Below are 24,861 nucleotides of genomic sequence, written 5' to 3' on the forward strand. Positions count from 1 at the left end.
AGCTGACTAATACTAATCGGTCGAGGGCTTAACCAAAAGGTTTAGGGAAAAGAAGAAAGTTTCAATTCGGTTTTCAATATGTGGTTTTGAAGGTATGTATATGCCTTTAATGGCCCGGTGGCTCAGCTGGTTAGAGCGCCGCCCTGTCACGGCGGAGGTCGACGGTTCGAACCCGTTCCGGGTCGTTTTTCTTTCATATACACGCTGAAGAAAATACCTATGGGGTCTTAGCTCAGCTGGGAGAGCATCTGCCTTACAAGCAGAGGGTCACAGGTTCGAGCCCTGTAGGCCCCACTAACGTATTTTTCTTAGAAATGTGTATATACTAACTTAATAAGGGCGAATTCCCGAGTGGCCAAAGGGGACAGACTGTAAATCTGCTGGCAATGCCTTCGGTGGTTCGAATCCACCTTCGCCCATTTAAAATGTTTCTTGACAAAACATTTTAAAACATTTATAATTATATATTAGCGCGGGGTGGAGCAGTCTGGAAGCTCGTCGGGCTCATAACCCGAAGGTCGTAGGTTCAAATCCTGCCCCCGCAATTTTTTTTGCAAAAACTTAAAAACTCTGGGCGTGTAGCTCAGTCGGTAGAGCACTTGACTTTTAATCAAGTTGTCCCGGGTTCGAACCCCGGCACGCTCATCAGATGCCCAGATAGCTCAGTTGGTAGAGCAGAGGACTGAAAATCCTCGTGTCGCTGGTTCGATTCCGGCTCTGGGCACGCAGCACTTATCCTTTATGGGTGGGTGCTTTTTTTGTTTTTTGTATTATTGTAAGATTTCCTTCATTGTAAAACAAAGCGAAGTCTGATACTATAATTATGTTTCAACATTTAAAAGTATTTTTGAATAGAACAAATGGCAATGAAACAAAAGAGACCAGAGGAAAATCAGATGAACAGACAACGTAAAAAGAAAGAGTCGGCAGTTAAGATGATATTTCTGATTCTCATAGCTGTTTTGGTTATGACAGCCGCCATCTATGTGGTGGTCAGAGTATTTGGTAAGATCAGCTCCGATTATAAGGAACTGGATTTTTCAAAGGCTGAGGAGACGACCCACATTGAGATTGATACGGACGAGGGTCCAAAAGCAGGATGGTATGAGACAGATGAGGGGTGGAGGTATTATCTGGATGAAAAGAATTTTGTTACAGATGCGTGGAAAGAGATTGGAGGATATCTGTACCATTTCGGTGAAGACGGTTTTATGATCACAGGGGAATGGAAACAGGAGGGACAGATATTTACATTCCATGATACAAAGGGTTATTTAAAGAAGATCGAGACGGATCTGGATTATGTGCCGGAGAGCACGGGAGAGAACCTGGACAGTTTGGTGCGCACCAATGCCTTCTGGTGCTTTTTAAAAGATGAAGAGGGGACAGGTCTTTTTAAGACCATCATGTACCGCAGGACAGTTGAGAATAAGATCATGGTGCTGGGGGGAGAATCGGCGCCAGAACGCACTACAAAGAATTCTATGAGAGCTTACGGCGATTACGTATATTTCCTGCCTAAGGTCAAAGAAAGCCAGCTGTCACGTCTCAGTGAGGCTGAGAAGGGACTTTGTAATAAATTGTTCCGCATGATGCCGGGAAGGAACACAAAGGAGCTGATTGCAGAGAACGTAGAAGGGTATCTGGTCCTGGATGATATTATTTATTATTCCCAGGGAGGGAAGATCCTTTCCGCCACCTCGGGTACGGAAATGGCAACCGGTGAAGCCAGGTATTCTGTGGTCATTAAGGATGACAGCTGTTATCTGGTGGATGAGATGGGCAATCCGGCTGTGGCTGAAAGCGGAAACAGTGTGAATGTTGGGGACCGTATCTACAGGATCGAGGAAGACGGCCTGATCAAATATGTAAAACATGGACAGCTGACCATTGACGGCAAAACATATTATCTGGGAGGAAGCGGTACGAATACATCTGTGAATGTGAAGCAGGATGGAAGGGATACGGGGATTATCAAGGAAACCTATGGTGTACAAAGTTACTGTATTGTGGATAACCAGATCTATTACAGCAGTTATGTGGAAAAAACAGCCAGCGGAGAGTGGTACAGTCAGATATTCAAGACAGACATGGATGGGCAGAATAAGCAGGCTGTATCGGAGCGTTTCCCGGGAGTGATGCAGAATATGTATTACTATGAGGATGAGGGCCAGATCTATGGGGAATACCATCCTGCAATCTGGAAACAGGCATATGGTGTGGCTGCCGTTATTTCCCGCGATGGAAATATTTACAGGATCAATGACAGTTCCGCCAGAACAGGAAAACATGTGGATGGCAATGACATGCTGGAGATCGTGATGGCCAGGGACGGTAAAGTCATCTGTTTGTGGCATGACTGTGACTGGAACAGAAGCAGCGGGATTACCAGCGTGCTTTGGAGTAAGGCTATTGAGTTAAACAGCGGGGATCGGGTACTTATTGATATGGCGGCCGGTACCGCACCGGAGGAAAGCAGTGCTACGGAGGAGACGGACGCAATTGTACAGCCCATTATTACTCCGCCATCCGACATATCACCATCCAATACCCCCACGGTGGCGCCTGTTAATCCCTCCATAAATAATGACCCGCTTATCAGCACGGATAAGCCGGGTCAGGAGACACTTCCCACGCCAACGGTTCCTCCTGTTTCAGAGCCTTCGGGCAATGTGCAGATTATACCCATTGGGTAGGATTGTTTATATATAGCTGTTGATAAATTGGAATACCTTGTTCCAGTATGCTGGGCCGCCAACCATGGCAGATCTTACATGGACGGCGCCTTCTACTGCAAGGTATTCCTTTTCGCTTTTACACGCATCATAGAGCATTCTGCACATTTCAAAGGGGACAAACCGGTCCTCTGTTCCATGGATGAACAGTATGGGGAGTTTTGTCCTGGACACGCTTTTCAGGGCATCAGCTTCCTTTAACCCGTAACCGGCTTTCAGACGGGTCATCAGGCCCGCGCAGGTGAGGGCGGGAAATGCAGGAAGGTGGAACTGGGCTTTTAACTGGTATTTCAGGACATCCCATGCAGATGTGTATCCGCAGTCCTCCACCGCAGCCTTTACATGATCAGGGAGTGTTTCCCCTGCAGCCATCATTACGGCGGCAGCACCCATGGATACGCCGTAAAGGACGATCTTAGCACGGGAATCCTGACGGATGATCCAATGTATCCAGTTTATAATATCCAGGCGGTCATGCCAGCCCATTCCCACATAAGTGCCCTGGCTTTTTCCATGTCCCCTGGCATCGGGCAGGAGAAGATGAAAACCCTGTCTGTAAAATGCAAGGGCTTCCTCATGAAACCACAGACCCGAGTCGTCATAGCCATGTACCAGAATGGCCCAGCGGTCTGTATCCTGGGAGGATCCTTTTTGTGTGCACAGGTATCCGTGGAGTTTTAGGTGGTCAAAGGATAGAATTTCCACATCCTGGTACTGCTCCCTAAGCTTTTTGCTTTTCTCCAGGTCCAGGGGGTGTCTTTGGGGAACCGGATTGGCGTGGGGAGAAGGCTTTAAAAGCCCGGATTTGTCTGTATGTGCATCTAGGGCCATATGGTACAGGCATGTACCTGTGATCAGGCAGGCAGCGCCTGCAGTCAGGGACGTTGCCAGCAATGATTTGGCCGCCTGGGATTTCCTGTGTTTTTGAAACTGCTTTATGTTCCATACCCCCTTTGTTTGCCGGCGGTTTGATTGGTATAGGGTACCAGGTTTGATTGGTACAGGGTATTAGTCAGGCTCATCCTCATCAAAGTCCACGATCACGTAGAATCCCCTGGAATTTTCACGGATATCCTTTACAATGCCGTATTCGGATTTGATGCGGTAGCGTGCGGCAAAACAGCCGGACATGGCCACTGCCGGGTCAATGATATAACTGTAGCTGCTGGTACCCTCGCGCTCAATGATCCTAACCTTGTCGCCTTTGTTTACAAGGCCCTGGCGTTCCATTTTAAATTCAATGGTCCTCATTTGGAATTCACTTCCTTTCCAACCTCATCACAAACCATATTGATATAATCGGATAAGGTACTGTTCTGACAGCCGACAATATAGTGATTGCAGCGGTTAACCGGAATCAGTATCTTATATGCGCTGCTGGACCCTATGGCTGTGGCCATGGCAGGGGTGATCTCGCCTAACAGGGAATTGGCCATGACAATGCCGATGGGACCTATAATGATATTGGCATCATGGGAATTTACGATCACTGGATTTTCACCCGTGGCTCCGTAAGTGGCCCCTGCCTTCAGCATGGCGGATGTGGCAATGCTGTTGGTGCCTATGGCATAGGTCTCCAGATTAGGAAAACGCTTTTTCAACTGCTCGATCACGGATTTTCCCATTTTGCCGCCCTGGCCGTCTATGATTACAATTTTCATGGTATCACCTTCTTTTGTATTATGTTTTGCCCGAATGATAACAGGCTTTCTGAGGATATATTTTAACAGAAATAAGAAGGAAAGTAAATGTTATCCACAATTTGAACGGTATTTTACTCACACCGGTGGAAAAGTTATAAAAACAGCCCTGGATCTGTGTGCGGGAATAAGGGATCCGCAGGGCAGAAAGGGCTGTATGGATTTATATGTGGTAATACTATAAAGCAGCTTTAAGCGCTTCTTTTGTAATGTCCTCCGTAAGGACTCCTGCAAGTTTGCCGTCCTTGATAAATGCTACGCTGGGGACCGTGGTAATGCCCAGGCGGTTGGCAATGCCGGCAGATTTATAAATGTCCACCTTGGTCACCTTAACACTCCGGCCGTGTTCCTGCTCAAATTCCTCAATGACAGGCAGAAGGCCGCGGCTGGCAGTTTCTACCGCGTTCCAGATGTACACAAGGCCCGGAAGGGACGGGTCCATGATCTGATTTTCAAATATTTCGCTTTCTGCAAGGTATTTCTCAGCTGCATATCCTGCAATTGCACCATCGCCCACCGCGGTGGCCACCTGCTTTAAGAATTTGTCGCGCACATCCCCTGCTGCAAATACGCCGGGCATATTTGTTTCCATCTTCTCATTGGTAAGCACATAACCGGAGCGGTTCATGTCAATGATACCCTTAAAAATTTCAGTGTTTGGAACATAGCCGATAAACAGGAAACAGGTGTCCACAGGCACATCGATTATTTCGCTGGTCTTTAAGTTTTTCAGCGCCACGCTGTGAAGGTGTTCCTCATCGCCTCTGAATTCCTCAGGCAGGGTATTCCAGATAAACTCCATCTTGGGATTGGCCAGGGCTTCCTCCCTTGCAATCTCATTGCAGTCCATCTTTCCTTCCTCATGCATGACGCTGACGATCACCTTGCTGGCAAATTTGGTCAGGAACATGCCTTCCTCTATGGCCGCGTCACCGGAACCAATGACCATTACGGTTTTACCTGTGTTGGCAGCCGCGTCACAGGTTGCGCAGAAGGAAATTCCCTTGTCATAGAGGAATTTGTCCTCACCCGGCGCCCCTGTAAGCCTTGGTTTTCCGCCGCTGGCAATGATGACGCTGCGGCATTCATAGTTGGTGCGGAAGGTTTCCACCACCTTAGTGTCCCCTTCCAGCTGTACGGCGCGCACATCGGTGAGCTTAAATTTTACGCCGAATTTTTTAGCCTGCTTGTGGAACAGCTCCATCAGACCAAGGCCGGTGCTGCCCTCGGGAAATCCCGGATAGTTTTCAATCTCATTGGTGTATGTGGCCAGTCCGCCTACCAGCGCTTTTTCAATTACCAGGGTCTTTAAACGGGCGCGCCCGCAGTAAATGGCAGCGGTGAGACCGGCTGCACCTCCTCCTATAATCACAACGTCATATTGTTCAGTCTTTTTTTCCAATGTTAAAACCTGCCTTTCAAATAAGATCGCCCAACTGGTCATGAATGAGATCATAAACCGAAAAGGCGTAAAATGCGTAATGAAATACAGACACAAAATATAGCGGCTTTTTCTACATTCTGTGTCTGCATTGATGTCCCCATATTTTAAGGTTTTGGGTTATCCCGTTATTTACATGAAGAATTTTGCCAGCAGCTTGCTTCCTATAAATGCCCCGATAAAAAGAAAGAACGCAAATACCCAGCCGGATACGGACATGGAGCCAATGGCTGAAAACAGCGCTCCGATATTGCATCCTCCGGCGAGACGGGCGCCATAACCCATGAGAAGCCCTCCAAGGGTTGCGGCAATTACCTGTTTTAAGGATTTGATCTTCTTAAATTTAAACTGGGATGCCAGCAGGGCCGCTGCCAGGGCTCCCGCGATGATGCCGAAATTCTGCCAGGAGCCGGGATGGTTCATGATCCCTGCGTTTAATGTGCTCTGGGCACCTTCAGAGGAAAAGTAATACCATTTATCCACGTTCCCGCCTACCAGCCGGTACAGCCATGCGCCCCAGTTGGCAAAGATCCCTGACACTCCCCAGGGAGAGCCGGTGGATGCAAACATGGCGATCTGGAAAATGGATAACAGGACAGCGCCGGTTACATATGTAAATGGATTTTTGAAAATTTGTTTGTAATATGGGTTAGAACTTAATTTATCCCAAAAAGCTTTCAAAATACCACCTGTATCCTTTCTATTTTGTCTTTTCGATCACAATCTCCCACTCGCCGTCATCCACTTCCTCGATTTCAACGTTATATCCCTGATTTCTTGCCCACTCGGGAACATTTTTCATTGCGCAGCTGTGGTCGATCTGTGCGACCAGAACATCACCAACCGCCATTTTTTCAATCTGTTTCTGAACCTTCATTAAAGGTACGGGGCAAGCCTCGCCTAAACAATCAATTGTAAATTCTGCCATAATAATCTCCTTTCATGAACACAGGGCCTTAGTCCTCTGTGTTTCCCATACGTTTTTTTTCGTACAAATCAGCTGCAATGTAGAGCAGCCCGATGATCACTAACTGTAAGACCACTGCGCCCGCCCATCCGAACACATCCGGAAGAAAGATCCTGGGAGCAGTCGCAATAAAATTCTCGGTCCACCATCCCATGTGGCCCGCGCCAATGAGGGAACCGATGACAAAGAACAAAAGACTTAACATCTGCATGGCAAATCCTTCGCCGACACGCATCAGGGTTCCGGACGCACAGCCGCCGGCAATGACCATACCGATCCCGAACATAATGCCTCCAACTGCTGTTGCAAGGCTGATGGGCATGATGTAGCTCTGGCCTGGGATTTCCTGGCCATTTACAAATGCGCCGTATTTAATTGCTGTAAATCCAATCGTGGTAATAGCGAATGCAATGAGCACCGCCCGGGTGATGGATGTGGAGCCGGTTATACAGGGGTCCCTTAGCGAGGCGGTAAAACAAAATCGGGACTTCTGCAGGATAAAACCGAAACAACAGCCAAATGCCCAGTATAGTGCAAGTGTGCCATTCTTAAGACCTAGAAGCAGGCCGATGATGATCATGGCCAGCAGCACGCCAAAGCCAATGGGAAGCTGGTTTTTCTTTTTCTTCCTTGGCCGGGAACTGCCCGAGCTTCCGGAACTGCGCCGGATGCTGCTTCCAGTTGTCTCAGTTGCATTATTCTGCATTCAATGCACCTCCTTTTTGTATAGATTTGAGGATCAGAACGCTTATCTACAGATTTCATTATAGCATATTGATAAAAATTTCACTATTTTAAATTCTTATACTGTATAAGATTTTGCTATAAGCAGATGCAATAGCTGATATTGTGTTTTTTTTAACATACATATATAATAGTAAATGAGAGCGCGTGTAAACCGGTTTCCGTATGGGGGAATGAATAATATGTTGATAGAACAGATAATCATGTTTGATCGGATCGCAAGAGAAAAGAGCATTTCCAAGGCTGCATCGGCCAGCCATATATCCCAGCCTGCCCTGAGCCAGCAGATGCAGAGGCTGGAGGAGGAACTGGGGGTTAAACTGTTTGAAAGGTCCAATCGGGGAATCACCCTTACAAAGGCCGGGGAAGTAATGAATAAATATTCGGCCCAGTTTCTGGAAACTTATTCGGATTTAAGGGAAGAGCTTGATAATCTTCAGACATACAGCGGAACATTCAGGATTGCAGCCACCCCGGTGGCATGCAACTATGCCCTTCCCTGCTGTCTTTACAAGGTAAACCACAAATATCCCAACTATTCCTTCAGCCTGAATTCCGTCTCCTCCAATGAGGTGATACACAGGATCGAGAGGGGGCAGGCAGACCTGGGATTTATCGTGGGTAAGATCCAGGAGGAAAAGATTGTGTGCAGCCCTGCGTTCAGCGATAAAATCTGCCTGGTGGCCAGCCACGGGTTTCACATACCGGACCGGGTCACCCTGGATAACCTGAAGCGGATCCCCATGGTGATGCTCAATGAGCAGTTCAGTTCCTACCGTCTGCTGAGGCAGTATCTGGACCAGCAGGGGCATCCGGTAGAGAAATTTAAGGTCATGTTCCAGCTGGATTCCACGGAGTCGGTAAAGAGCACGGTAATGGCAGGCCACGGCGTAGCCTTCCTGCCCTATATTACCATCAAAAAAGAAGTGTACCAAAAGCAGATCAAGATCATTCCGGTGACGGATTTTGATCTGAATTATGATGTGTATTCCATATACCATATGCATGAAGCCAAAGAGAACCAGACATTGGAGGAGATCGTTAAGTATTTTATCTCCATTGTAAGCAAAAGTATCTGCTGATGCAGATCAGTTTTCTATGTACAGCTCCCAGATCCCGTTCATGGGTTCTACCACATGGATTTGAAGCTTCTGCTTCCTGCAGTAGTCAGAGATGGATTCCACCACGCAGCTGTGGTCTGTGACCAGCTTTAACTGCCCGCCTTTTTCCTTGATCTGTTTGCATTGTTTTAGTTTCATGATAGGGATGGGGCACATGTCGCCCAGGCAATCCAGTTCGTACATACAGGCGTCCTCCTTTTGGGGTTCGTGTGCTCCCGTAAAGTCAGTCGCGAAGATGGGGCCGATGAATCTATGGGAGTGCACATTATAGGGATTGATAACAGTTTATCACAATTTTACAGCGTATGAAAGGGGGATTGGCATGAAAGTAAACTTCTATGGGCGTTGTCACGGGGAAGCAGAAAGCAGGTATGTTAATAACTGTCTATCCTCTGACCTGGAGACAGATGGTTTTATTATGAACATGGTTATAAATAAATGGAATATGCTGTTTCCGGGGACCAATCCCCTTTTTACAACCAGCTGCACTACTGCCCTGGAAACAGCGGTGGGATGTCTGGGGTTAAAACAGGGGGACGAGGTGATCCTGCCCTCTTTTAATTTCCCCTCGGCGGCCAATGCCGTGCTTTTACACGGAGGAGTTCCTGTGTTCTGCGACATTGATCAGGAAACCCAGAACATATCTGTCAGGGATATGGCGAGAAAGATCGGACCAAGGACCAGAGCCGTGGTGGCGGTCCACTATGCAGGGGTATCCTGTCCCATGGAAGAACTTTTGGCAGCTGCCGGGGATGCAGGGATCGCCCTGATAGAGGACGCTGCACAGGGAATCGGAGCCTTCTATACAGGACGGGACGATCAGAGGCACGCACTTGGCACAATGGGGGATTTTGGGGCAATAAGCTTTCACCACACAAAGAATCTCACCTGCGGGGAAGGCGGTGTTTTGATGACAGGGGACCAGAAATTGTATGAAAAAGCCGGACAGTACAGGCTCCATGGGACCAACCGGTCCATGTATCTGCGGGGAGAGGTGGACCGTTATACCTGGAACATGCCTGGGTCATGTACGGCCATGGGAGAGCTGCCTGCAGCCATGCTGGCCTCCCAGCTGGAGATACTTGAAAGGGTTACCTTAAAGCGCAGGGAGATCGCACAGGGGTATAGGGAACGGCTTACGGCGCTGGATAAAGGCGGGACCATACGCCTTATGGGGATCCCGAAGTATGCCGGGTACAACGGCCACATTTTCTATCTCAGGTTTGAACATGAAAGGCAGAGAAACCTTGTAAGGGAGTTCCTTTTAAAAAACGGAGTTGAGTGCAGGACCCACTACGTACCTCTCCATATGTCTCCCCAGGGCGCAGCCATGGGATATAAAGAGCAGGATCTAAAAGAATCTGCCAAGTGTTCCTGTACACTGCTCCCCCTGCCGATTCATGGTCTGATGACCATGGAACAGGTGGAATATACAACCGATATGGTGATACGGGCGTGCACAGGACATTAAGCCCCAAGGGCAGAAGGGAAAGGCAAGAAATATGGCATATGATTTGGGAATTGTGATACCGGTCTACCGGTCCCGCGAATCGGTGAAAAAGCTGGTATTGGAGCTTGAAAAGACGTTCCTTCCGGATATCAAGATACGGATCTGCCTGGTGGATGACAGCAATGACGAAGATACGGCCCGGTATCTGATGGAGAACTGCCTGAGGCCCGAGGTGACCCTGGCGGTGCTGGACGGAAATTTCGGACAACAGGCAGCCATCCTGTGCGGACTGAGACATGTGGGGCCCTGCCGGACCTATGGAACCATAGATGACGATCTGGAACAGCCGCCGCGGATGCTTAGAAAGCTGTACGGGCAGGTGGCGGATGGGAAATGTGATCTGGCCTATGGGATACCGGCTTATAAGATATCGGATCACAAGATGCTGCATCATGGGCGGGATCATGATGTTTCCAAAGGCAGGAAGAGGAACGGACGTCCTGTATACCGAAGGGTGGGGAGCGGGATGAGGGATCTGCTGTTCTCACGCCTGATCGGAGCGCCGCGGGGAATGAAGGTCAGCAGCCTCAGAGTCATGACGGCGCAAGTTGTAAAGGATGCCCTGGCCATGAAGCCCCGGGGATTTTTTTATCTGTCGGCCGCTGCTTTAAAAAGCGCGGAAATAAAGGGCAGGAAACTGAAGGTGGAAAACCTGTATTACACACCGGGCAGAAGACAATACGGCTTCAGCGGATATAATTTGGGAAAGCTGCTGCGGCTGTATGGAAATATTGCATGGTATTACGGACTGGACCGGGGCGGAAAGGGACTCGGACAGGATGAGAAGGAATGCGGACAAGGCGGAAATGGGCGCAGACAGACGGTTTACAGGATCAGGGACCTGATACGCCCTGAAAAGCTTTTGATGCTGGGAGGATCCAACTGTCAGCTTCACGGTGCCCAGAGGGCCAGGTCCATGGGAGTGGACACGGTTCTGGCTGATTATACCAAGAATCCCCTGGCAGCGTCTGTCTGCGGCGTGCATGAGAAGATAAGTACCTTTGATGTGCAGGCATGCATCAGGGCTGCGAAGAGGTACGGGGTGACAGGGGTCATGACCATGGGCACGGACCAGCCTGTTTATACGTGCGCATGTATCAGCAGGGAGCTGGGGCTGCCCGGTCTGCTGACAGTGGAGCAGGCGTATTCGGTCACAAATAAAAAGCAGATGAAACAGATCCTTTCACAGGCGGGGATCCCCACAGCCAGGTACAGGCTGGTGGACAGGAGTACCGGGGAGAAGGAGCTTAAGGGACTTAAGACGCCTCTGGTTATTAAACCTTTGGATTCCCAGGGACAGAGAGGGATCTATAAGTTAGATACGCCTCTGGAGGTAATGGAACATCTGGAGCATACCCTGTCATTTTCCCGATGCAGTCAGGCGCTGGCGGAGGAATTCTATGAAAGTGACGAGGTGACGGTAAGCGGGTGGATCAAAGACGGCAGGCTTCATATCCTTACGGTCACGGACCGGCTGCTGTATCCGGACCAGACCCATATAGGGGTCTGTACAGGGCACAGGTTTCCCTCCGTGCACATGGATCTGTATGAGGAGATAGAGGACATAAGCAAAAGGGTGGCAGATGCCTTTGAACTGGAGAACGGGCCGTTTTACCTGCAGATCCTAATTGGGGCTGAGGGAATTAAGGTGAATGAACTGGCAGCCAGGATCGGAGGGGCGTTTGAGGATGTGTTCATCCCATGGGTAAGCGGGTTTGATATTCTGGGAGCCGTGATGGACAGCGCAATGGGGCGCCGGGATCAGGTCCAAGTCCCGGATGGGTACAGGGCGGACCACCGGGAAGGGTGTGTGGCGGTACAGCTGCTATTTTGCAGGCCGGGAACGATCGGCCATATCACGCCTGTTAAGGATATACTTGCCCTGCCCTATGTGCTGGACGCGGGATACAATTATAAAATAGGTCAGGAGATCCCGGTCATGGAAAATGCAACGGCCCGTTTTGGACACTGTGTGATCTGCGGCACAAAAGAGAATATCCGGGAAAGGGTGGATGATTTTTACAGGCGCCTGTCTGTTAAGTCTCAGTCAGGGGAAGAAATGATATGCAGATTTTATCCATAAAGCGCAGGGAAAGGAAGGACATCATTGAGGAACAGCAGCAGAAAGAAAAACAAGGTTTATATAACAGCCCTTTTGGCTTTTTGTACGGCGGTATTTTTATCAGCGGGATGTAAAAAACAGGAACAGGAATCCATTGGGATCGCAGAACAGTTTGGAATCGCATACGCCCCCCTTCAGATTATGAAGGAAAAGGGATTTCTGGAGCGCAGGCTTCCTGGCGTACAGATCAACTGGAAGCAATTCGGCGGACCTACGGGGATCCGGGAGGGGATGCTTAACGGGGAGATCGATTTTGGATTCATGGGAGTGTCCCCGGTTCTGATCGGAATTGACAATGGAATGAAGTGGCGCTATGCAGCGGGACTGAGCTCTAATGAGGTGGCCATTGTCACTTCCAGACAAGAGGTCAGGTCCCTCAGGGACATGACAAAGGAGGACCGCATTGCCATTCTTTCTCCGGCCTGCACACAGCATGTACTGCTTTGCATGCTGGCAGAGGAACAGCTGGGGGATGCCCATGCCCTGGACAGCCAGCTGGTGTCCATGAGCCATCCGGATTCGGTCAATGCCCTGCTTTCAGGAACGGAGATTACAGCCCATGTATCCACGCCCCCTTACATTTCCCAGGAGGTGGACGGAGGGGGAACTGTGGTGGCTACAGGGGAGGATATCATGGGTGAACCATTTACCTTTATCTCCTGTGTGGCCATGGAGGATTTTTATAAGGACCACAGGGATTACTATGACGCGTTCCAGGAGGCTCTAAAGGAGTCTGTGGATTTTATCAATGAAAATCCACAGGAGTCGGTCCGGCTTTTGGCGCCTGTGTATGGAATAACCCAGGAAGAGCTCAGCCGTCAGATGGGGTATCATGGGACCATCTACTCCACTGATCTAAACGGTGTGGCGCGCTTTAGCCAGCGGATGGCGGAGATGGGATTTATCAGCCAGGCCAGGCCCATGGACGAGCTGGTATTTGACAACGTGGTGTATCGGTGACATATCTCAGTGCATAAGGAGTTACACAATGAAAATGAGAAACAAATGGCTGGAGCGCATGGGCTGGATCATGGTATTTCTGGTTTTATGGGAGGGGAGCGTGAAACTATTTCACGTATCCCCGCTGTTATTTCCGTCCGTGGAGGAAGTGATGCGCACCCTGTATGAGGGTGCGGTCCATGGGGATCTGATCTGGCAGAGCATATATTCCGTGGGGATCATTGGATGGTCCCTGGTGATCAGCGGAGTGCTGGCAGTGGTACTGGCGCTTTTGTCCACCTGGTCCAACGTAATGGAAAGCCTGATAGACACCCTCACTGCCCTGGCCCATCCTTTGCCCGGACTGGCGCTTCTTCCCCTGATCATCATGTGGTTTGGCACGGGAAGCGGTGCGGTCACTGCCATTGTGGTCCATTCCGCCCTGTGGCCGGTTCTGGTAAACCTGCTCAGCGGTTTCCGGTCCATGCCTTCTATTTATGAGGACATAGGCAGAAGCCTTTCCATGTCCACGGCTGCCATTACACTGGAGATACGCCTGCGCGCATCCATGGCATATCTCATATCCGGCCTGAAGATAGGCTGGGCCAGGGGATGGAGGGCATTTATCAGTGCGGAGATGGTATTTGGCGCAGTGGGGGAAAAAGGGGGAATCGGGTGGTACATACTGACCCAGCGCACCTTTATGAACACGGCGGGGCTGTTTGCAGGCATTATCCTGGTCATTATTGTGGGAATGCTGGTGGAGAACGTATTGTTTGGCGCAATCGAAAAGCATACCTTGGAAAAGTGGGGAATGAAAGCATAATAAGGCGGATCAAAGGAGGTAGGAAAAATGCTGGAAGTCAGGAATGTTTATAAGTCCTTTGAGGTGTCCGGCACGGAGCACATGGTGTTAGACGACCTGAGTTTTACGGTTCAGGACCGGGATTTTTATATCATCCTTGGCCAAAGCGGCTGCGGAAAGAGCACGCTGCTCAGGATGATCGGGGGATTTAATAAGCCTGGCAAAGGGGAGATACTGTTGGATGGAAGGGCTGTATCAGGCCCCTCCAAGGATATGATGATGGTGTTTCAAAGCTTTGACCAGCTGTTTCCATGGTTTACCCTGAAGGGAAATCTGGTCTATGCCCTAAAAAAGGCAGGAATCTTACCTGAGGGAAATGACTATGGCCAATGTGCTGTGAGATATCTTACAATGGCTGGTCTGGAGGAGTTTCAGGACAGCTATCCCCATCAGCTTTCAGGAGGTATGAAGCAGAGGGGGGCGCTGGCCAGGGCACTTTGCTTAAGGCCCAGGCTGCTGCTGATGGACGAACCGTTTTCCAGCCTGGACTATATGACAAAACAGGGATTATATAAGAGCATAAGGGAAATGGCAGATCAGACAGAGGCAACGGTTGTGATGGTGACCCATGATATTGAGGAGGCGCTGGTCCTGGGCACCTCCATTGGGGTATTATCCCCTGAGACAGGCCGGTTTGCAGGTGTGTGGAACAGGGGAGCGGAGGGATTTGCCCCGGAGACCAGAAATGGGCTTGAGGCATGTCTGTAGGGGATTTACGGCTCCTCAACCCTGTACACGCGGATGGATGCGTATTCTTTTGTGCCCAGCAGGGAGATGATCCTGGGACCGTACATGGGATTTTCAAAGGTTCCTACCAGGGTACAGTCTGATTCGCAGTAGGACTGCAGATCCTTTATAAAGGAGGCATTTCCATAAATAACATTGTAATTAGGACGGTTTTCATAGATATAGTCCAGTTCATCCGTGAAACAGATGTACTGGATCTTATTTATTTCAAGATAGTTCTCAAGCTCCCGGCGGCTTGCCATGTAGGGCAGGTTTCTGTAGTCCCTGAGCACTCCCTGGTCAAAGTAAAATTCCGTGTTCAGATTGGCAATAACTCCGGCATCCCGGGGAACCAGCCGGCTGAGCTGTTCCAGATAGGAGTCATAGGCGGGCATGTTTATATAGGGAGTTAACTGAAGGCTGCCGTTCCACAAAAGGCCGGCCATGGCGGCGGCGATGGACAGGAGACGTCCTGCGGGGCCAAACAAAAGCAGAAGCTGCATCACCAATATCCAGCCTAACAGGATAAAGAAAACAATGGAGGTCTGGTTATACCGCCCAATGACCACCATACCAGCCGCCAGGCCGGCCATGGCAGACAGAAGAACCCTGGTATGGCTGCACCAGGAAACCACATCCTCATCCAGGCTGCTTTTGAGAAAGAGCCATGCCAGCAGCAGGAGGATGAGGAAAATGGGAATAAGGATAAGCTCCAGCCGCAGATCCGGTATGTAATAGGTTCCGCTCTCCTGACGGAAGATACTTTTAAAGTAATATAAGAACTGGGCAATACGCCCGGATGCGCTTCGGCTCAGTTCAAATTCCTGTTCCCCGTACAGGAAGTAGTTGGGAATAAAGCGGGGGTCATAAAGAAAGCTGATCCCTATAAACAGGGCCGCAAATATACCGGTGGCGCAGGTGTAAAGAATGAGAGGACGGTTATGGGGCCGTGGACAGGAACATAACATCACAGAGCCGCAGACCGCTGCACACAGAAAGCTGTTGGGATGTATACCCACGGAAATGCCGGTGAGCGCAGCCAGGCACAGAGACTGCCTGGGGGAGGGAAGACCCTGGCATTTCAGCAGGAGAAACAGGCAGCTAAGAAGACTGATTCCCAAAAGGATCTCCTGACGGGCAAAGTGGGAGGCATAGATAAAAGACATGTCCAGGCTTACCAGGATCATAAGTCCGGCGCCTATCCATGCTCCTCCCAGCCTTTTACCTATATAATAGAGGATCAGAAGGCAGGCCAGACCGGCTGCCAGGGACAAAAGCCGGACCGAGCTGATCTCATACCCAAATAAGCGGATAAACACAGTCTGGAGGGCGTGGAACAGTATACGGACGGCGTGGGGGACCCGGGGTTTTAGGTCAAAAAAACTCTCTGTCACGCCAAATCCGCCGGCTGTCTGCATATCACGGCTTAGCCCGGCCAGCCATGCCTCATCGGAATGGACAAAGGGGAATCGGGTCAGGAAAGCGCCCGATATAAGGCCATAGAATAAAATGTATATGAGAATGGGGATCAATTCAAATGTTTGGTGCTTGGCGTTCCGATTCATCATTGTTCCTTTCTGCACATCCGCCGGTTACCTTTGAATGTTCAACAATTATTGTTATTATTTTACCATAGCATTCCGGCATAAAAAAGCTACTATCCAATTAAATGATGCAATATAAAGAAGTCTTATGCCACATTATTACAAATATCAAGTATAATGAAAGATGAAATCTGTACGAAATAAGATTGAGGCCCTTATTTTGTGCTTATGATGGAACGCTGACTACAACTAATACTAGAAACAATCCGCTTTAAGAGGGAGGATTTTATGGGTTCGATTGCTAAAAAATTAACAATCTTTTCCTTCTTGGCAGTGCTGGCGGCCGTGATTACAGGCTGCAGCTCCCACACATTTGTTCAAGGTGAATCCCTGATCATGCCAACCAAGGACCTGACCGCTTACACAGGACAGGAAAAGGTGGTAATCGTGGATACACGGACCGCTGATGAGTACGGCGCAGGCCATGTGGCAGGCGCGGTAAATATTCCCACCGAGGATATTGTGATCAATGTTCCGGTAAAGAATATGCTTACCAGCAAAAAGAAGATTGAAAAGGTGATGGGGGAGAACGGCATTTCCAATGATACTCTTGTACTTGCTTATGATTCCAACAGGATGGGCGCGTCCCGTCTGTTATGGTCTTTATTCATGTACGGGCACCAGAACGTGAAGGTGATCGATGGAGGCTTTGATGCGATCCAGGGCGCGGGGATTCCCATGACAACGGATGTATCCGCCCCGGAACCGGCAGTATTTACTGCCCGCGAACCGTCACGCAGCTGGCTGGCTGATATGGATGATGTGAGAAAGCAGGCGGAGCAGCCGGATTCCCATGTGATACTGCTGGATGTGCGTACACAGGAGGAGTTTGCTGAAAAGGGAAAGGTTCCCGGCTCTGTTATCATCCCCTATGAGACTAACTTTTTCTCAGACGGGACCTTTAAGACAACACAGATCACCAGGATCAATTATCTGGAAGACAAGATCTATCCGGAAGATGAGATCATTGTATATTGCCAGACATCCATGCGGGCGGCGCCTGTATTTGTCCAGCTTTATGAGGCAGGATACCGGAATATCCGCATTTATGACGGCGCTTATCTGGAGTGGTCCTCCAACAGTGACAATCCTGTGGAAATGCCTGCAGGAGGAGCTGCGCCCGTTAAAAAGAATGCATCATAGGATTTGGGATACATGGTTAATAGTAACGAGTAAATAGAGAAGGACGATTAAAGAGAGGATTTTATTATGAAAAAAATGATTCCTGTTTTACTGGCGGCCATGGCTGCTGTCTCATTAAGCGCATGTGCCACAAAGACCGTGACAGAGACAGCCACAGCTGCCCCGGCAGCCACAGAGGCCCCTGCTGAAACTTCCGCAGATACAAGGGAAGAGACAGAGGCGGCGGAAGAAACTAAGGCAGAGGAGAGCAAGACCGATACGGTAAAGGAAGCTGCCATGGCTTACTTTGCAGAATTTCCGGATGATAAGCATATGATTGTTGTGCCGGACCTGTTTGAGAAGATCGATGCAGGCGAGGATATGTTTATTATTGACATCAGAAGGCCGGAGGATTATACCCAGGGACATTTAAAAGGCGCCGTCAACCTGCCCTATGGAGCGGATGTGGCGGATAATCTGGATAAGATCCCTGATGATGTTCCGGTTTATGTAAACTGCTATACGGGCCAGACCTCTTCCCAGACCGTTGCCCTTCTCAATGTGGCAGGGAAATATGCAACCAATATCCAGAGCGGGTGGAATAACGGAATATCCCAGACAGAAGGATATGAGGCATATATTGATACGGAGGAAACAGATCTTCCCCAGGATACATATGAGGTTGACCCTGCTGCTTTAGAGGCCATTGCGGCTTACTACAAAGAGGCCACCAGTAATACTATTTCATCCTTTAATTTTAAGCCTGAATCTCTGATGGAACTGGTAGATGCCGAGAGTGAGGATTACACCATCCTGTCCGTGCGCCAGGCAGAGGATTATGCAAAGGGCCACATTGCGGGAGCAATTAACATCCCATTTGCAAAGGGAATGCAGGAGCAGTTCTCCCAGATTCCAACAGATAAACCAGTGGTGGTTTACTGCTACACAGGCCAGACATCTTCCCAGACAACGGCGATCCTGCGTCTTTTAGGATATGAGGCATACTCTCTTCAGGGCGGTATGGGCAAGGAAGGCGGAGCTGGATGGCTGGGCGGCGGTTATCCGGTGGTGACGGAATAGCCAACGAACAGGCAAGTGAAAAGAATAAAATGCGATAAGCGGGCAGGCTCCTCATCAGTGAGGGGCTTGCCCGCTTAATTCATATGTCCAGATGTGATTGCCCTTATCACAGATGACCTTGCCCTGCTTTACAAGATGATCCAGGTGGGCCAGACATTCACCTACCGCAAAGAATTTCTGTACAGGCGGAAAGTCATCCCAGTTCCTGGCACGGATCTTCCACCGCATCAGACCTGTAATATCATAGGCGTTCATGCCGGGGGTCTGGGAAAGAATCTGTATGACCTCATCCAGCCTTCTGTGATGATGGGCGGTCAGATCCCGGATCCTCTGGTGGTAGTCCCCCTCCTTCCTGTGTCCGGGGAGAGCCAGGGTTACAGGATAGGTGCCGGCAGCCCTTAGGCTGTCCAGATAATTTCCCAGGGAGTCCTCCACACCATTCCATGCAGTGATATTAGGTGAAATATCAAAGAGGATATGATCACCGGTAAACATGATCCCAGGCTGTTCCATCCAGAACATCATGTGTCCGGGCGTATGGCCCGGGGTTGAAACCGCTGTCAGTATATGGTCTCCAATCTCAATCTTATCCTGATCCCCAATATAACAGAAGTTGCCTTCCGGTGATTCAATGGCCATCTCCGAGGCCGGGTTAATGGAATCGGCATATTCCAGCAGATCCTTGGGAAAACCTTCACGGATATATCTTTGATGGCGCAAATGGGAGCCATCCCCAAACAGATGGTCCTTCATGATCGTAAAATCAGTCTTGCTTATATAGATTTTGCTGTCTTTTCCCGCAATGCGCTGACACAGGCCCGTGTGGTCCGAGTGCAAATGGGTGGTGATGATATCCAGGCGGGAGGAACCGCTTCCCAGTTCCTTAAGCCCTTCCCTCAGCGCATCCTCACATTCCCGGCACCGGAAGCCGGTGTCGATCAGCAGATCCCGCTGTGTTCCGCGGATCCAGTAACTGTTTAATTCTTTTAAAGGGTTGCCGCTGAGCGGTACGCCGATACTGTAGATATCTTCTGTAATTTGCTTTACCATAATAGTTGATACTCCAATTTGAAATAAGACATGCCTGCAATTTGTAGTTTATCACGGTTTTGGGGTGGTGTAAAGCGGAGCGGGATAAAACTATCCTTGACAAATCATCCCCAGATGCTATAATCAAGGTTAGCAGAAATGCATAAAATGGCGTTGATGGAACCAGTAGTCAGTGGAATGTATCCAGAGAGCGGCCCAGGTGGTGGAAGGGCTGTATACATGAGATTGATGAAGACCAGTCCGGAGCCGTGTCAGGGATGTCCCGGAATGATCAGAAGGAATCATTGGACCGCAGTGATTCGGGAGGAACCAGGGAGGGAAATGGCACCGTGTCCCGCGTTAAGGGATGAATGAGTGAAAATCAAGGTGGAACCGTGTAGATGCACCCTTGGACATAGCGATATGTCCAGGGGTTTTTTAATTTCCCAAAGAGGATGAAAGGAGTTTCTAATGAAGATTATTTTACCAGACGGAAGCGTACAGGAAGCAGAGGATGAGTTAAGGGCGATCCGCCACACTGCATCCCATGTGCTGGCACAGGCAGTAAAGAGGCTGTATCCTGAGACAAAGCTGGCAATCGGACCGGCCATTGACGATGGATTTTACTATGATTTTGACAGAGAGGGAGGATTCACACCTGAGGACCTGGAGAAGCTGGAATCAGAGATGACAAAGATCGTCAAGGAAAATCTTCCGGTGAAGCCTTTTGTGCTTCCAAGGGACGAGGCCATTAAGTTTATGGAGGAGAAGAGCGAGCCTTATAAGGTGGAGCTGATCCAGGATCTTCCTGATGAGGAAACCATCAGCTTTTACCAGCAGGGGGAGTTCGTGGACCTGTGCGCAGGACCCCATATCATGTATACAAAGGGCGTAAAGGCATTTAAACTGACCAGTATTGCCGGCGCTTACTGGAGGGGCAGCGAGAAGAACAAGATGCTGACCAGAATCTACGGCACTGCATTTTCCAATAAGACAGACCTGGAAAGCTACCTGACCATGATGGAGGAGGCCAAGAAGCGGGACCACAGAAAGCTGGGCAAGGAGCTGGGACTGTTTATGTTTGCTGAGGAAGGACCCGGATTCCCGTTCTTCCTTCCAAAGGGCATGACACTTAAGAATACACTGATTGATTACTGGCGCGAGATCCATCAGAGGGATGGATATCAGGAGGTATCCACACCGATCATCCTGAGCCGTAAGCTGTGGGAGAATTCCGGCCACTGGGATCATTACAAGGATAACATGTATACCACGGTGATCGATGAGGAGGATTACGCGGTTAAGCCAATGAACTGTCCGGGCGGTATGCTGGTATATAAGAACCAGCCTCATTCCTACCGTGACCTGCCCCTGCGCGTGGGCGAACTGGGTCTGGTTCACCGCCATGAGAAGAGCGGACAGCTTCACGGCCTGATGAGGGTGCGCTGCTTTACACAGGATGATGCTCATATTTTCATGAGGGATGACCAGATTGAGGATGAGATCAAGGGCGTAACAAAGCTGATCAATGAAGTTTACACTCAGTTTGGATTTGAATATTTTGTGGAGCTGTCCACAAGACCGGAAGATTCCATGGGATCTGACGAGGATTGGGAGATGGCTACCAACGGACTTAAAAAGGCGTTGGAGGACATGGGCCTGGAGTATATTGTAAACGAGGGAGACGGCGCGTTTTATGGTCCTAAGATTGATTTCCATCTGAGGGATTCCCTGGGCAGGACATGGCAGTGCGGCACCATTCAGCTGGATTTCCAGATGCCTCAGAGATTTGACCTGGAGTACACGGCAGAGGATGGTTCAAAGAAGCGTCCTATTATGATCCACCGCGTATGCTTTGGATCCATTGAGCGTTTTATCGGTATCCTGATCGAGCATTTTGCAGGCAAGTTCCCGGTATGGCTGGCTCCAGTACAGGTAAAGGTAATCCCTGTGTCTGAGAAGTCCATGGATTACGCAACAGGCGTGTACGAAAAGCTGAAGGCTGCCGGTATCCGCACAGAGCTGGATCACAAGGATGAGAAGGTGGGATATAAGATCCGTCAGGCTCAGCTGGAAAAGGTTCCGTTTATGCTGGTTCTGGGTGAGAAGGAAGCTGCCGAGGGCGCCATTACGGTGAGAAGCCGTGACAAGGGTGATCTGGGCGCCGCACAGCTGGAAGACTTTATTGCTGATATTAAGAGGATGGTTGAAGCAAAAGAGAAATAAGGTTCTGGATTTAAGGGCTGGGCTGAAAAATATAAGCTCAGCCCTATTGATTATGGAAATACGATCTAGGAGGACTGCACTTCTATGAGTACGGATCCAGGCCGTTCATCATGTTCTCCAGCTGTGTTGAGGTCAGAAGGATCTTTCCGCCGGACAGGGCCAGCATATCCTTATGTTCCATTTCCTTTAGAAGGCGGTGGATTGTGCGCAGGGAACATCCGGTCTTGGTGGCCAGGAACTCCCGGTTTAGTTTCAGCCGGAAAATGCCGTCCACAGGGGAAACCTTGCCGGCTTCCTGACAGATAACGTATGTACACCTCTCTTCATAGGACATGAGCAGGTAACGGCGGCTGGAATTCAGCTGCAGGGAAAGCTTTTTCATCAGCAGCCTGGTGCGGAAGAACAGCGCCGCGCTGTCAGCGCTGATCCACTGAAGGTAAAATCTGGCAGGAATGGTAAGGCACACTGAGGGTTCCCTGGCCTGGACCGTGACAAAACTTTCCGTGTCCTCTGAAAACAGCTCGTAGTCACCTACAATATCAAAGGGAACAATATCAAAAAAGCTGTACGGTACTTCACCTGCTTTTTCCTCAATGGCCTGCAGCCGTCCGGATACCAGGATATATACAGTACCGCAGGGGGAGCCTGCTTCAATGAGAAGCTGCCCTGCCGGGAAAGAACTGAGTGTCAGATAGTTGCGGATCAGGATGGGGCATGCTGAAAAGAGGCGTTCCACGGATGGAAAACACTCGTATTTGCGGCAGGCGGATAGTATGTTATCCCATTTCATAGTATCTCCCTATACAAAATTAGTAACTGTTCAGAACACCCATTGTCCCTCCGTCCTGAACTGTTACCAAAATAATTTATAAAAAAAGTGACATTTGGCATTTTCTATTATTTACTTACAGTTTAAAATAAAAGCATATGAATTGCAAGAGAAAGAGGAGGTTATTCTTATGGGAACACCACACAACAGCGCAATGCCGGGAGAGATTGCCAAGACCGTATTAATGCCGGGAGATCCGCTGAGAGCGGAATTTATTGCAAAGAACTGGCTGACTGATGTAAAATTGGTGAGTAAGGTGCGCAATATTTATGCATTCACAGGCAAATTTGAAGGAAAAGAAGTAACTGTTATGGCCAGCGGAATGGGAATGCCAAGTATCGGCATCTATTCTTATGAGCTGTTTACACAGTATGGTGTGGAGAGAATCATCCGCATTGGTTCAGCAGGTGCTTACAGTGAACGGTTGAAACTGTATGATGTGGTTCTGGCAGAGGAGTGCTGGAGCGAGTCCAGTTTCGGACAGACCCAGAATGGGGATACCTCAGACATCAAATATCCGGATCCTGAGTTGAATCAGGTGATTTTGGAAGCGGGAAATAAATGCGGGATCGAAGTGATACCAGCAAAAATCCATTCCAGTGATGTATTTTACAGTGAGCCGGGAATGGACAGCTTCCAGGAGATCTATGCCAAGCACGGCAGTGAATGTGTGGAGATGGAGAGCTTTGCCCTGTTCCACAACGCAAAGGTGCTGGGAAAAAAAGCGGCGTGCCTGCTGACAATTTCCGATTCCTTTATTACCGGGGAAAAGGCCACTGTGGAGGAACGTCAGGAAGCATTTGGCAATATGATGAAGGTTGCTTTAAAGACAGCGGCCATGATGGCGGATTAAGTAACAAGTTGTATTGATGGATAGGAGAATGGAAAGAATGGGAAAATTCAAACGTATATTTGTGATCGTAGTTGATTCATTTGGCGCCGGAAACGGCAGGGATGCAAAGGCTTATGGGGATGAGGGCACTGATACCATGGGGCACATTGCCGAGAGTGTGGACCATTGGGAAATCCCCAACCTGCAGAAATTGGGAATGGCTAATATGCATCCCCTTAAGGGAGTTGCGCCCGTGGAAAAGCCCATGGGATACTACACGGTAATGAATGAGAACAGCTGCGGCAAGGACACCATGACCGGACACTGGGAGCTGATGGGGATCAAGACCGTGAAACCTTTTGTGACATTTACGGAGACTGGATTTCCAAAGGAGCTGATTGAGGAGCTGGAAAAGCGCACCGGTCATAAGGTGATTGGAAACAAGAGCTCCAGTGGAACCACAATTTTGGATGAACTGGCAGAGGAAGAGATTGCAACCGGCCATATGATCGTGTATACCTCCGCTGATTCCGTACTTCAGATCTGTGGCAACGAGGAGACATTTGGACTGGATGAGCTGTACCGCTGCTGTGAGATTGCAAGGGAGCTGACCATGAAGGACGAATGGCGTGTGGGACGCGTCATTGCAAGACCTTATGTGGGAAAGAAAAAAGGTGAATTCAAGCGTACCAGCAACCGCCACGATTATGCCCTTAAGCCCACGGGCAAGACGGCTCTTGACGCGCTGAAGGAACATGGATTTGAGGTTATCTCTGTTGGCAAGATCCGCGATATCTTTGACGGAGAGGGCATTACAAAGGCATATAAGTCCAAGAGTTCGGTCCATGGCATGGAGCAGACCATTGATATTATCAAGGATGAGGATTTTGAGGGACTTTGTTTTGTGAACCTGGTAGATTTTGACGCTCTGTGGGGACATCGCAGGAATCCCCAGGGTTATGCAAAGGAAGTGGAAATGTTCGATGTGAAGCTGGGAGAGGCATTGGCGGACTTACGGGAGGACGATCTTTTGATGATCACAGCCGATCACGGAAATGATCCCACCTATTCAGGCACCGACCACACCAGGGAGCAGGTTCCACTTTTGATTTATTCCAAACAGTTTGAGGGAAGCGGAGCGCTTAAGGAGACCGATACATTTGCGGCAGTGGGAGCTACTATTGCAGAGAACTTTGGGGTAAAGATGCCGGAGGGTACCATTGGATCATCGATCCTGGGTCAGCTGTCTTAACACTGTTATACCAAACA

The 24,861-nt window shown here is 49.4% G+C and carries 23 protein-coding genes and 6 tRNA genes; 18 read left to right on the forward strand and 11 right to left on the reverse strand.

Going from position 1 to position 24,861, the window contains the following annotated elements; translation table 11 throughout:
- Nucleotides 1–111: 111 nt before the first annotated feature.
- From CLFS41_RS05070 to CLFS41_RS05100, 7 genes are all read left to right on the forward strand, one after another.
- Nucleotides 112–185 (forward strand) — tRNA-Asp (locus tag CLFS41_RS05070).
- Between the two features lie 36 nt (nucleotides 186–221).
- Nucleotides 222–294 (forward strand) — tRNA-Val (locus CLFS41_RS05075).
- A gap of 43 nt (nucleotides 295–337) precedes the next feature.
- Nucleotides 338–419 (forward strand) — tRNA-Tyr (locus CLFS41_RS05080).
- A gap of 52 nt (nucleotides 420–471) precedes the next feature.
- Nucleotides 472–545 (forward strand) — tRNA-Met (locus tag CLFS41_RS05085).
- Nucleotides 546–572: 27 nt separating this feature from the next.
- Nucleotides 573–645: transfer RNA gene (locus CLFS41_RS05090), tRNA-Lys, on the forward strand.
- Between the two features lie 6 nt (nucleotides 646–651).
- A tRNA-Phe gene (locus tag CLFS41_RS05095) sits at nucleotides 652–724 on the forward strand.
- A 172-nt stretch (nucleotides 725–896) separates the two neighbouring features.
- A complete protein-coding gene (locus CLFS41_RS05100; RefSeq protein WP_045091659.1) occupies nucleotides 897–2,696 on the forward strand; it encodes a hypothetical protein in 1,800 nt (599 codons plus the stop codon).
- A gap of 6 nt (nucleotides 2,697–2,702) precedes the next feature.
- Here CLFS41_RS05100 and CLFS41_RS05105 read toward each other — a convergent pair whose 3' ends face one another.
- The 7 genes from CLFS41_RS05105 to CLFS41_RS05140 form a co-directional block, all read right to left on the reverse strand.
- Nucleotides 2,703–3,629, reverse strand: a complete 927-nt coding sequence (locus CLFS41_RS05105; RefSeq protein WP_045091660.1) for an alpha/beta hydrolase — start codon at nucleotides 3,627–3,629, stop codon at nucleotides 2,703–2,705.
- 114 nt (nucleotides 3,630–3,743) lie between these two features.
- Complete coding sequence (locus tag CLFS41_RS05110; protein WP_007870724.1) at nucleotides 3,744–3,986, reverse strand: hypothetical protein; 243 nt, start codon at nucleotides 3,984–3,986, stop codon at nucleotides 3,744–3,746.
- Nucleotides 3,983–4,396, reverse strand: a complete 414-nt coding sequence (locus CLFS41_RS05115) for a DUF3842 family protein (protein WP_045091661.1) — start codon at nucleotides 4,394–4,396, stop codon at nucleotides 3,983–3,985. The genes CLFS41_RS05110 and CLFS41_RS05115 overlap by 4 nt, the downstream gene beginning before the upstream one ends.
- Before the next feature lie 217 nt (nucleotides 4,397–4,613).
- Nucleotides 4,614–5,837 (reverse strand): FAD-dependent oxidoreductase, encoded by a 1,224-nt coding sequence (locus tag CLFS41_RS05125; RefSeq protein ID WP_007870709.1) that lies wholly within the window; start codon nucleotides 5,835–5,837, stop codon nucleotides 4,614–4,616.
- A gap of 171 nt (nucleotides 5,838–6,008) precedes the next feature.
- The gene (locus CLFS41_RS05130) at nucleotides 6,009–6,557 is read right to left on the reverse strand and encodes a YeeE/YedE thiosulfate transporter family protein (protein WP_007870708.1); all 549 of its coding nucleotides are present in this window, start codon (nucleotides 6,555–6,557) and stop codon (nucleotides 6,009–6,011) included.
- Between the two features lie 19 nt (nucleotides 6,558–6,576).
- Complete coding sequence (locus CLFS41_RS05135; protein WP_007870707.1) at nucleotides 6,577–6,804, reverse strand: sulfurtransferase TusA family protein; 228 nt, start codon at nucleotides 6,802–6,804, stop codon at nucleotides 6,577–6,579.
- Nucleotides 6,805–6,832: 28 nt separating this feature from the next.
- Complete coding sequence (locus CLFS41_RS05140; protein ID WP_045091663.1) at nucleotides 6,833–7,549, reverse strand: YeeE/YedE thiosulfate transporter family protein; 717 nt, start codon at nucleotides 7,547–7,549, stop codon at nucleotides 6,833–6,835.
- 220 nt (nucleotides 7,550–7,769) lie between these two features.
- Here CLFS41_RS05140 and CLFS41_RS05145 point away from each other — a divergent pair, with 220 nt between their 5' ends.
- Nucleotides 7,770–8,669: a LysR family transcriptional regulator gene (locus tag CLFS41_RS05145; RefSeq protein WP_007870694.1), complete on the forward strand. Its 900-nt coding sequence runs from the start codon at nucleotides 7,770–7,772 to the stop codon at nucleotides 8,667–8,669.
- 6 nt (nucleotides 8,670–8,675) lie between these two features.
- On the opposite strand, the gene CLFS41_RS05150 is transcribed toward CLFS41_RS05145, so the two are convergent.
- Nucleotides 8,676–8,891, reverse strand: coding sequence for a sulfurtransferase TusA family protein (locus CLFS41_RS05150; RefSeq protein ID WP_007870692.1), 216 nt, complete (start codon nucleotides 8,889–8,891; stop codon nucleotides 8,676–8,678).
- Nucleotides 8,892–9,030: 139 nt separating this feature from the next.
- On the opposite strand from CLFS41_RS05150, the gene CLFS41_RS05155 reads away from it, so the two are divergent.
- The 5 genes from CLFS41_RS05155 to CLFS41_RS05175 are packed head-to-tail and all read left to right on the forward strand — an operon-like array spanning nucleotide 9,031 to nucleotide 14,852.
- Entirely contained in the window at nucleotides 9,031–10,179 is a 1,149-nt protein-coding gene (locus tag CLFS41_RS05155; RefSeq protein ID WP_045091664.1) for an aminotransferase class V-fold PLP-dependent enzyme, read from the forward strand.
- A gap of 31 nt (nucleotides 10,180–10,210) precedes the next feature.
- A complete protein-coding gene (locus CLFS41_RS28905; RefSeq protein ID WP_052665629.1) occupies nucleotides 10,211–12,301 on the forward strand; it encodes a glycosyltransferase in 2,091 nt (696 codons plus the stop codon).
- A gap of 24 nt (nucleotides 12,302–12,325) precedes the next feature.
- On the forward strand, nucleotides 12,326–13,300 hold the full coding sequence (locus CLFS41_RS05165) for an ABC transporter substrate-binding protein (RefSeq protein WP_007870678.1): 975 nt from the start codon (nucleotides 12,326–12,328) through the stop codon (nucleotides 13,298–13,300).
- A 28-nt stretch (nucleotides 13,301–13,328) separates the two neighbouring features.
- Nucleotides 13,329–14,105 (forward strand): ABC transporter permease subunit, encoded by a 777-nt coding sequence (locus tag CLFS41_RS05170; protein WP_045091665.1) that lies wholly within the window; start codon nucleotides 13,329–13,331, stop codon nucleotides 14,103–14,105.
- Nucleotides 14,106–14,132: 27 nt separating this feature from the next.
- A complete protein-coding gene (locus CLFS41_RS05175; RefSeq protein WP_007870676.1) occupies nucleotides 14,133–14,852 on the forward strand; it encodes an ATP-binding cassette domain-containing protein in 720 nt (239 codons plus the stop codon).
- A 5-nt stretch (nucleotides 14,853–14,857) separates the two neighbouring features.
- Here the strand turns inward: CLFS41_RS05175 and CLFS41_RS05180 are convergent, their stop codons facing one another.
- Nucleotides 14,858–16,438, reverse strand: coding sequence for a glycosyltransferase family 39 protein (locus CLFS41_RS05180; RefSeq protein ID WP_045091666.1), 1,581 nt, complete (start codon nucleotides 16,436–16,438; stop codon nucleotides 14,858–14,860).
- 264 nt (nucleotides 16,439–16,702) lie between these two features.
- Here CLFS41_RS05180 and CLFS41_RS05185 point away from each other — a divergent pair, with 264 nt between their 5' ends.
- Together CLFS41_RS05185 and CLFS41_RS05190 are read left to right on the forward strand one after the other, a co-directional pair.
- Nucleotides 16,703–17,617, forward strand: coding sequence for a rhodanese-like domain-containing protein (locus CLFS41_RS05185; RefSeq protein ID WP_007870674.1), 915 nt, complete (start codon nucleotides 16,703–16,705; stop codon nucleotides 17,615–17,617).
- 66 nt (nucleotides 17,618–17,683) lie between these two features.
- The gene (locus CLFS41_RS05190) at nucleotides 17,684–18,676 is read left to right on the forward strand and encodes a rhodanese-like domain-containing protein (RefSeq protein ID WP_045091667.1); all 993 of its coding nucleotides are present in this window, start codon (nucleotides 17,684–17,686) and stop codon (nucleotides 18,674–18,676) included.
- 54 nt (nucleotides 18,677–18,730) lie between these two features.
- Here the strand turns inward: CLFS41_RS05190 and CLFS41_RS05195 are convergent, their stop codons facing one another.
- A complete protein-coding gene (locus tag CLFS41_RS05195; RefSeq protein ID WP_045091668.1) occupies nucleotides 18,731–19,726 on the reverse strand; it encodes an MBL fold metallo-hydrolase in 996 nt (331 codons plus the stop codon).
- A gap of 450 nt (nucleotides 19,727–20,176) precedes the next feature.
- Between CLFS41_RS05195 and thrS the strand changes: the two genes are divergently transcribed.
- The gene (gene thrS / locus CLFS41_RS05200; protein ID WP_007870650.1) at nucleotides 20,177–21,931 is read left to right on the forward strand and encodes a threonine--tRNA ligase; all 1,755 of its coding nucleotides are present in this window, start codon (nucleotides 20,177–20,179) and stop codon (nucleotides 21,929–21,931) included.
- A gap of 82 nt (nucleotides 21,932–22,013) precedes the next feature.
- Here thrS and CLFS41_RS28910 read toward each other — a convergent pair whose 3' ends face one another.
- Entirely contained in the window at nucleotides 22,014–22,721 is a 708-nt protein-coding gene (locus tag CLFS41_RS28910; RefSeq protein ID WP_007870648.1) for a Crp/Fnr family transcriptional regulator, read from the reverse strand.
- 169 nt (nucleotides 22,722–22,890) lie between these two features.
- Between CLFS41_RS28910 and deoD the strand changes: the two genes are divergently transcribed.
- Together deoD and CLFS41_RS05215 are read left to right on the forward strand one after the other, a co-directional pair.
- The gene (deoD, locus tag CLFS41_RS05210; RefSeq protein ID WP_007870645.1) at nucleotides 22,891–23,613 is read left to right on the forward strand and encodes a purine-nucleoside phosphorylase; all 723 of its coding nucleotides are present in this window, start codon (nucleotides 22,891–22,893) and stop codon (nucleotides 23,611–23,613) included.
- 37 nt (nucleotides 23,614–23,650) lie between these two features.
- Nucleotides 23,651–24,844, forward strand: coding sequence for a phosphopentomutase (locus tag CLFS41_RS05215; protein WP_007870644.1), 1,194 nt, complete (start codon nucleotides 23,651–23,653; stop codon nucleotides 24,842–24,844).
- The last annotated feature ends 17 nt before the right edge of the window (nucleotides 24,845–24,861 follow it).

The sequence above is a fragment of the Clostridium sp. FS41 genome (assembly GCF_000954015.1).
GTDB lineage: Bacteria > Bacillota > Clostridia > Lachnospirales > Lachnospiraceae > Enterocloster > Enterocloster citroniae.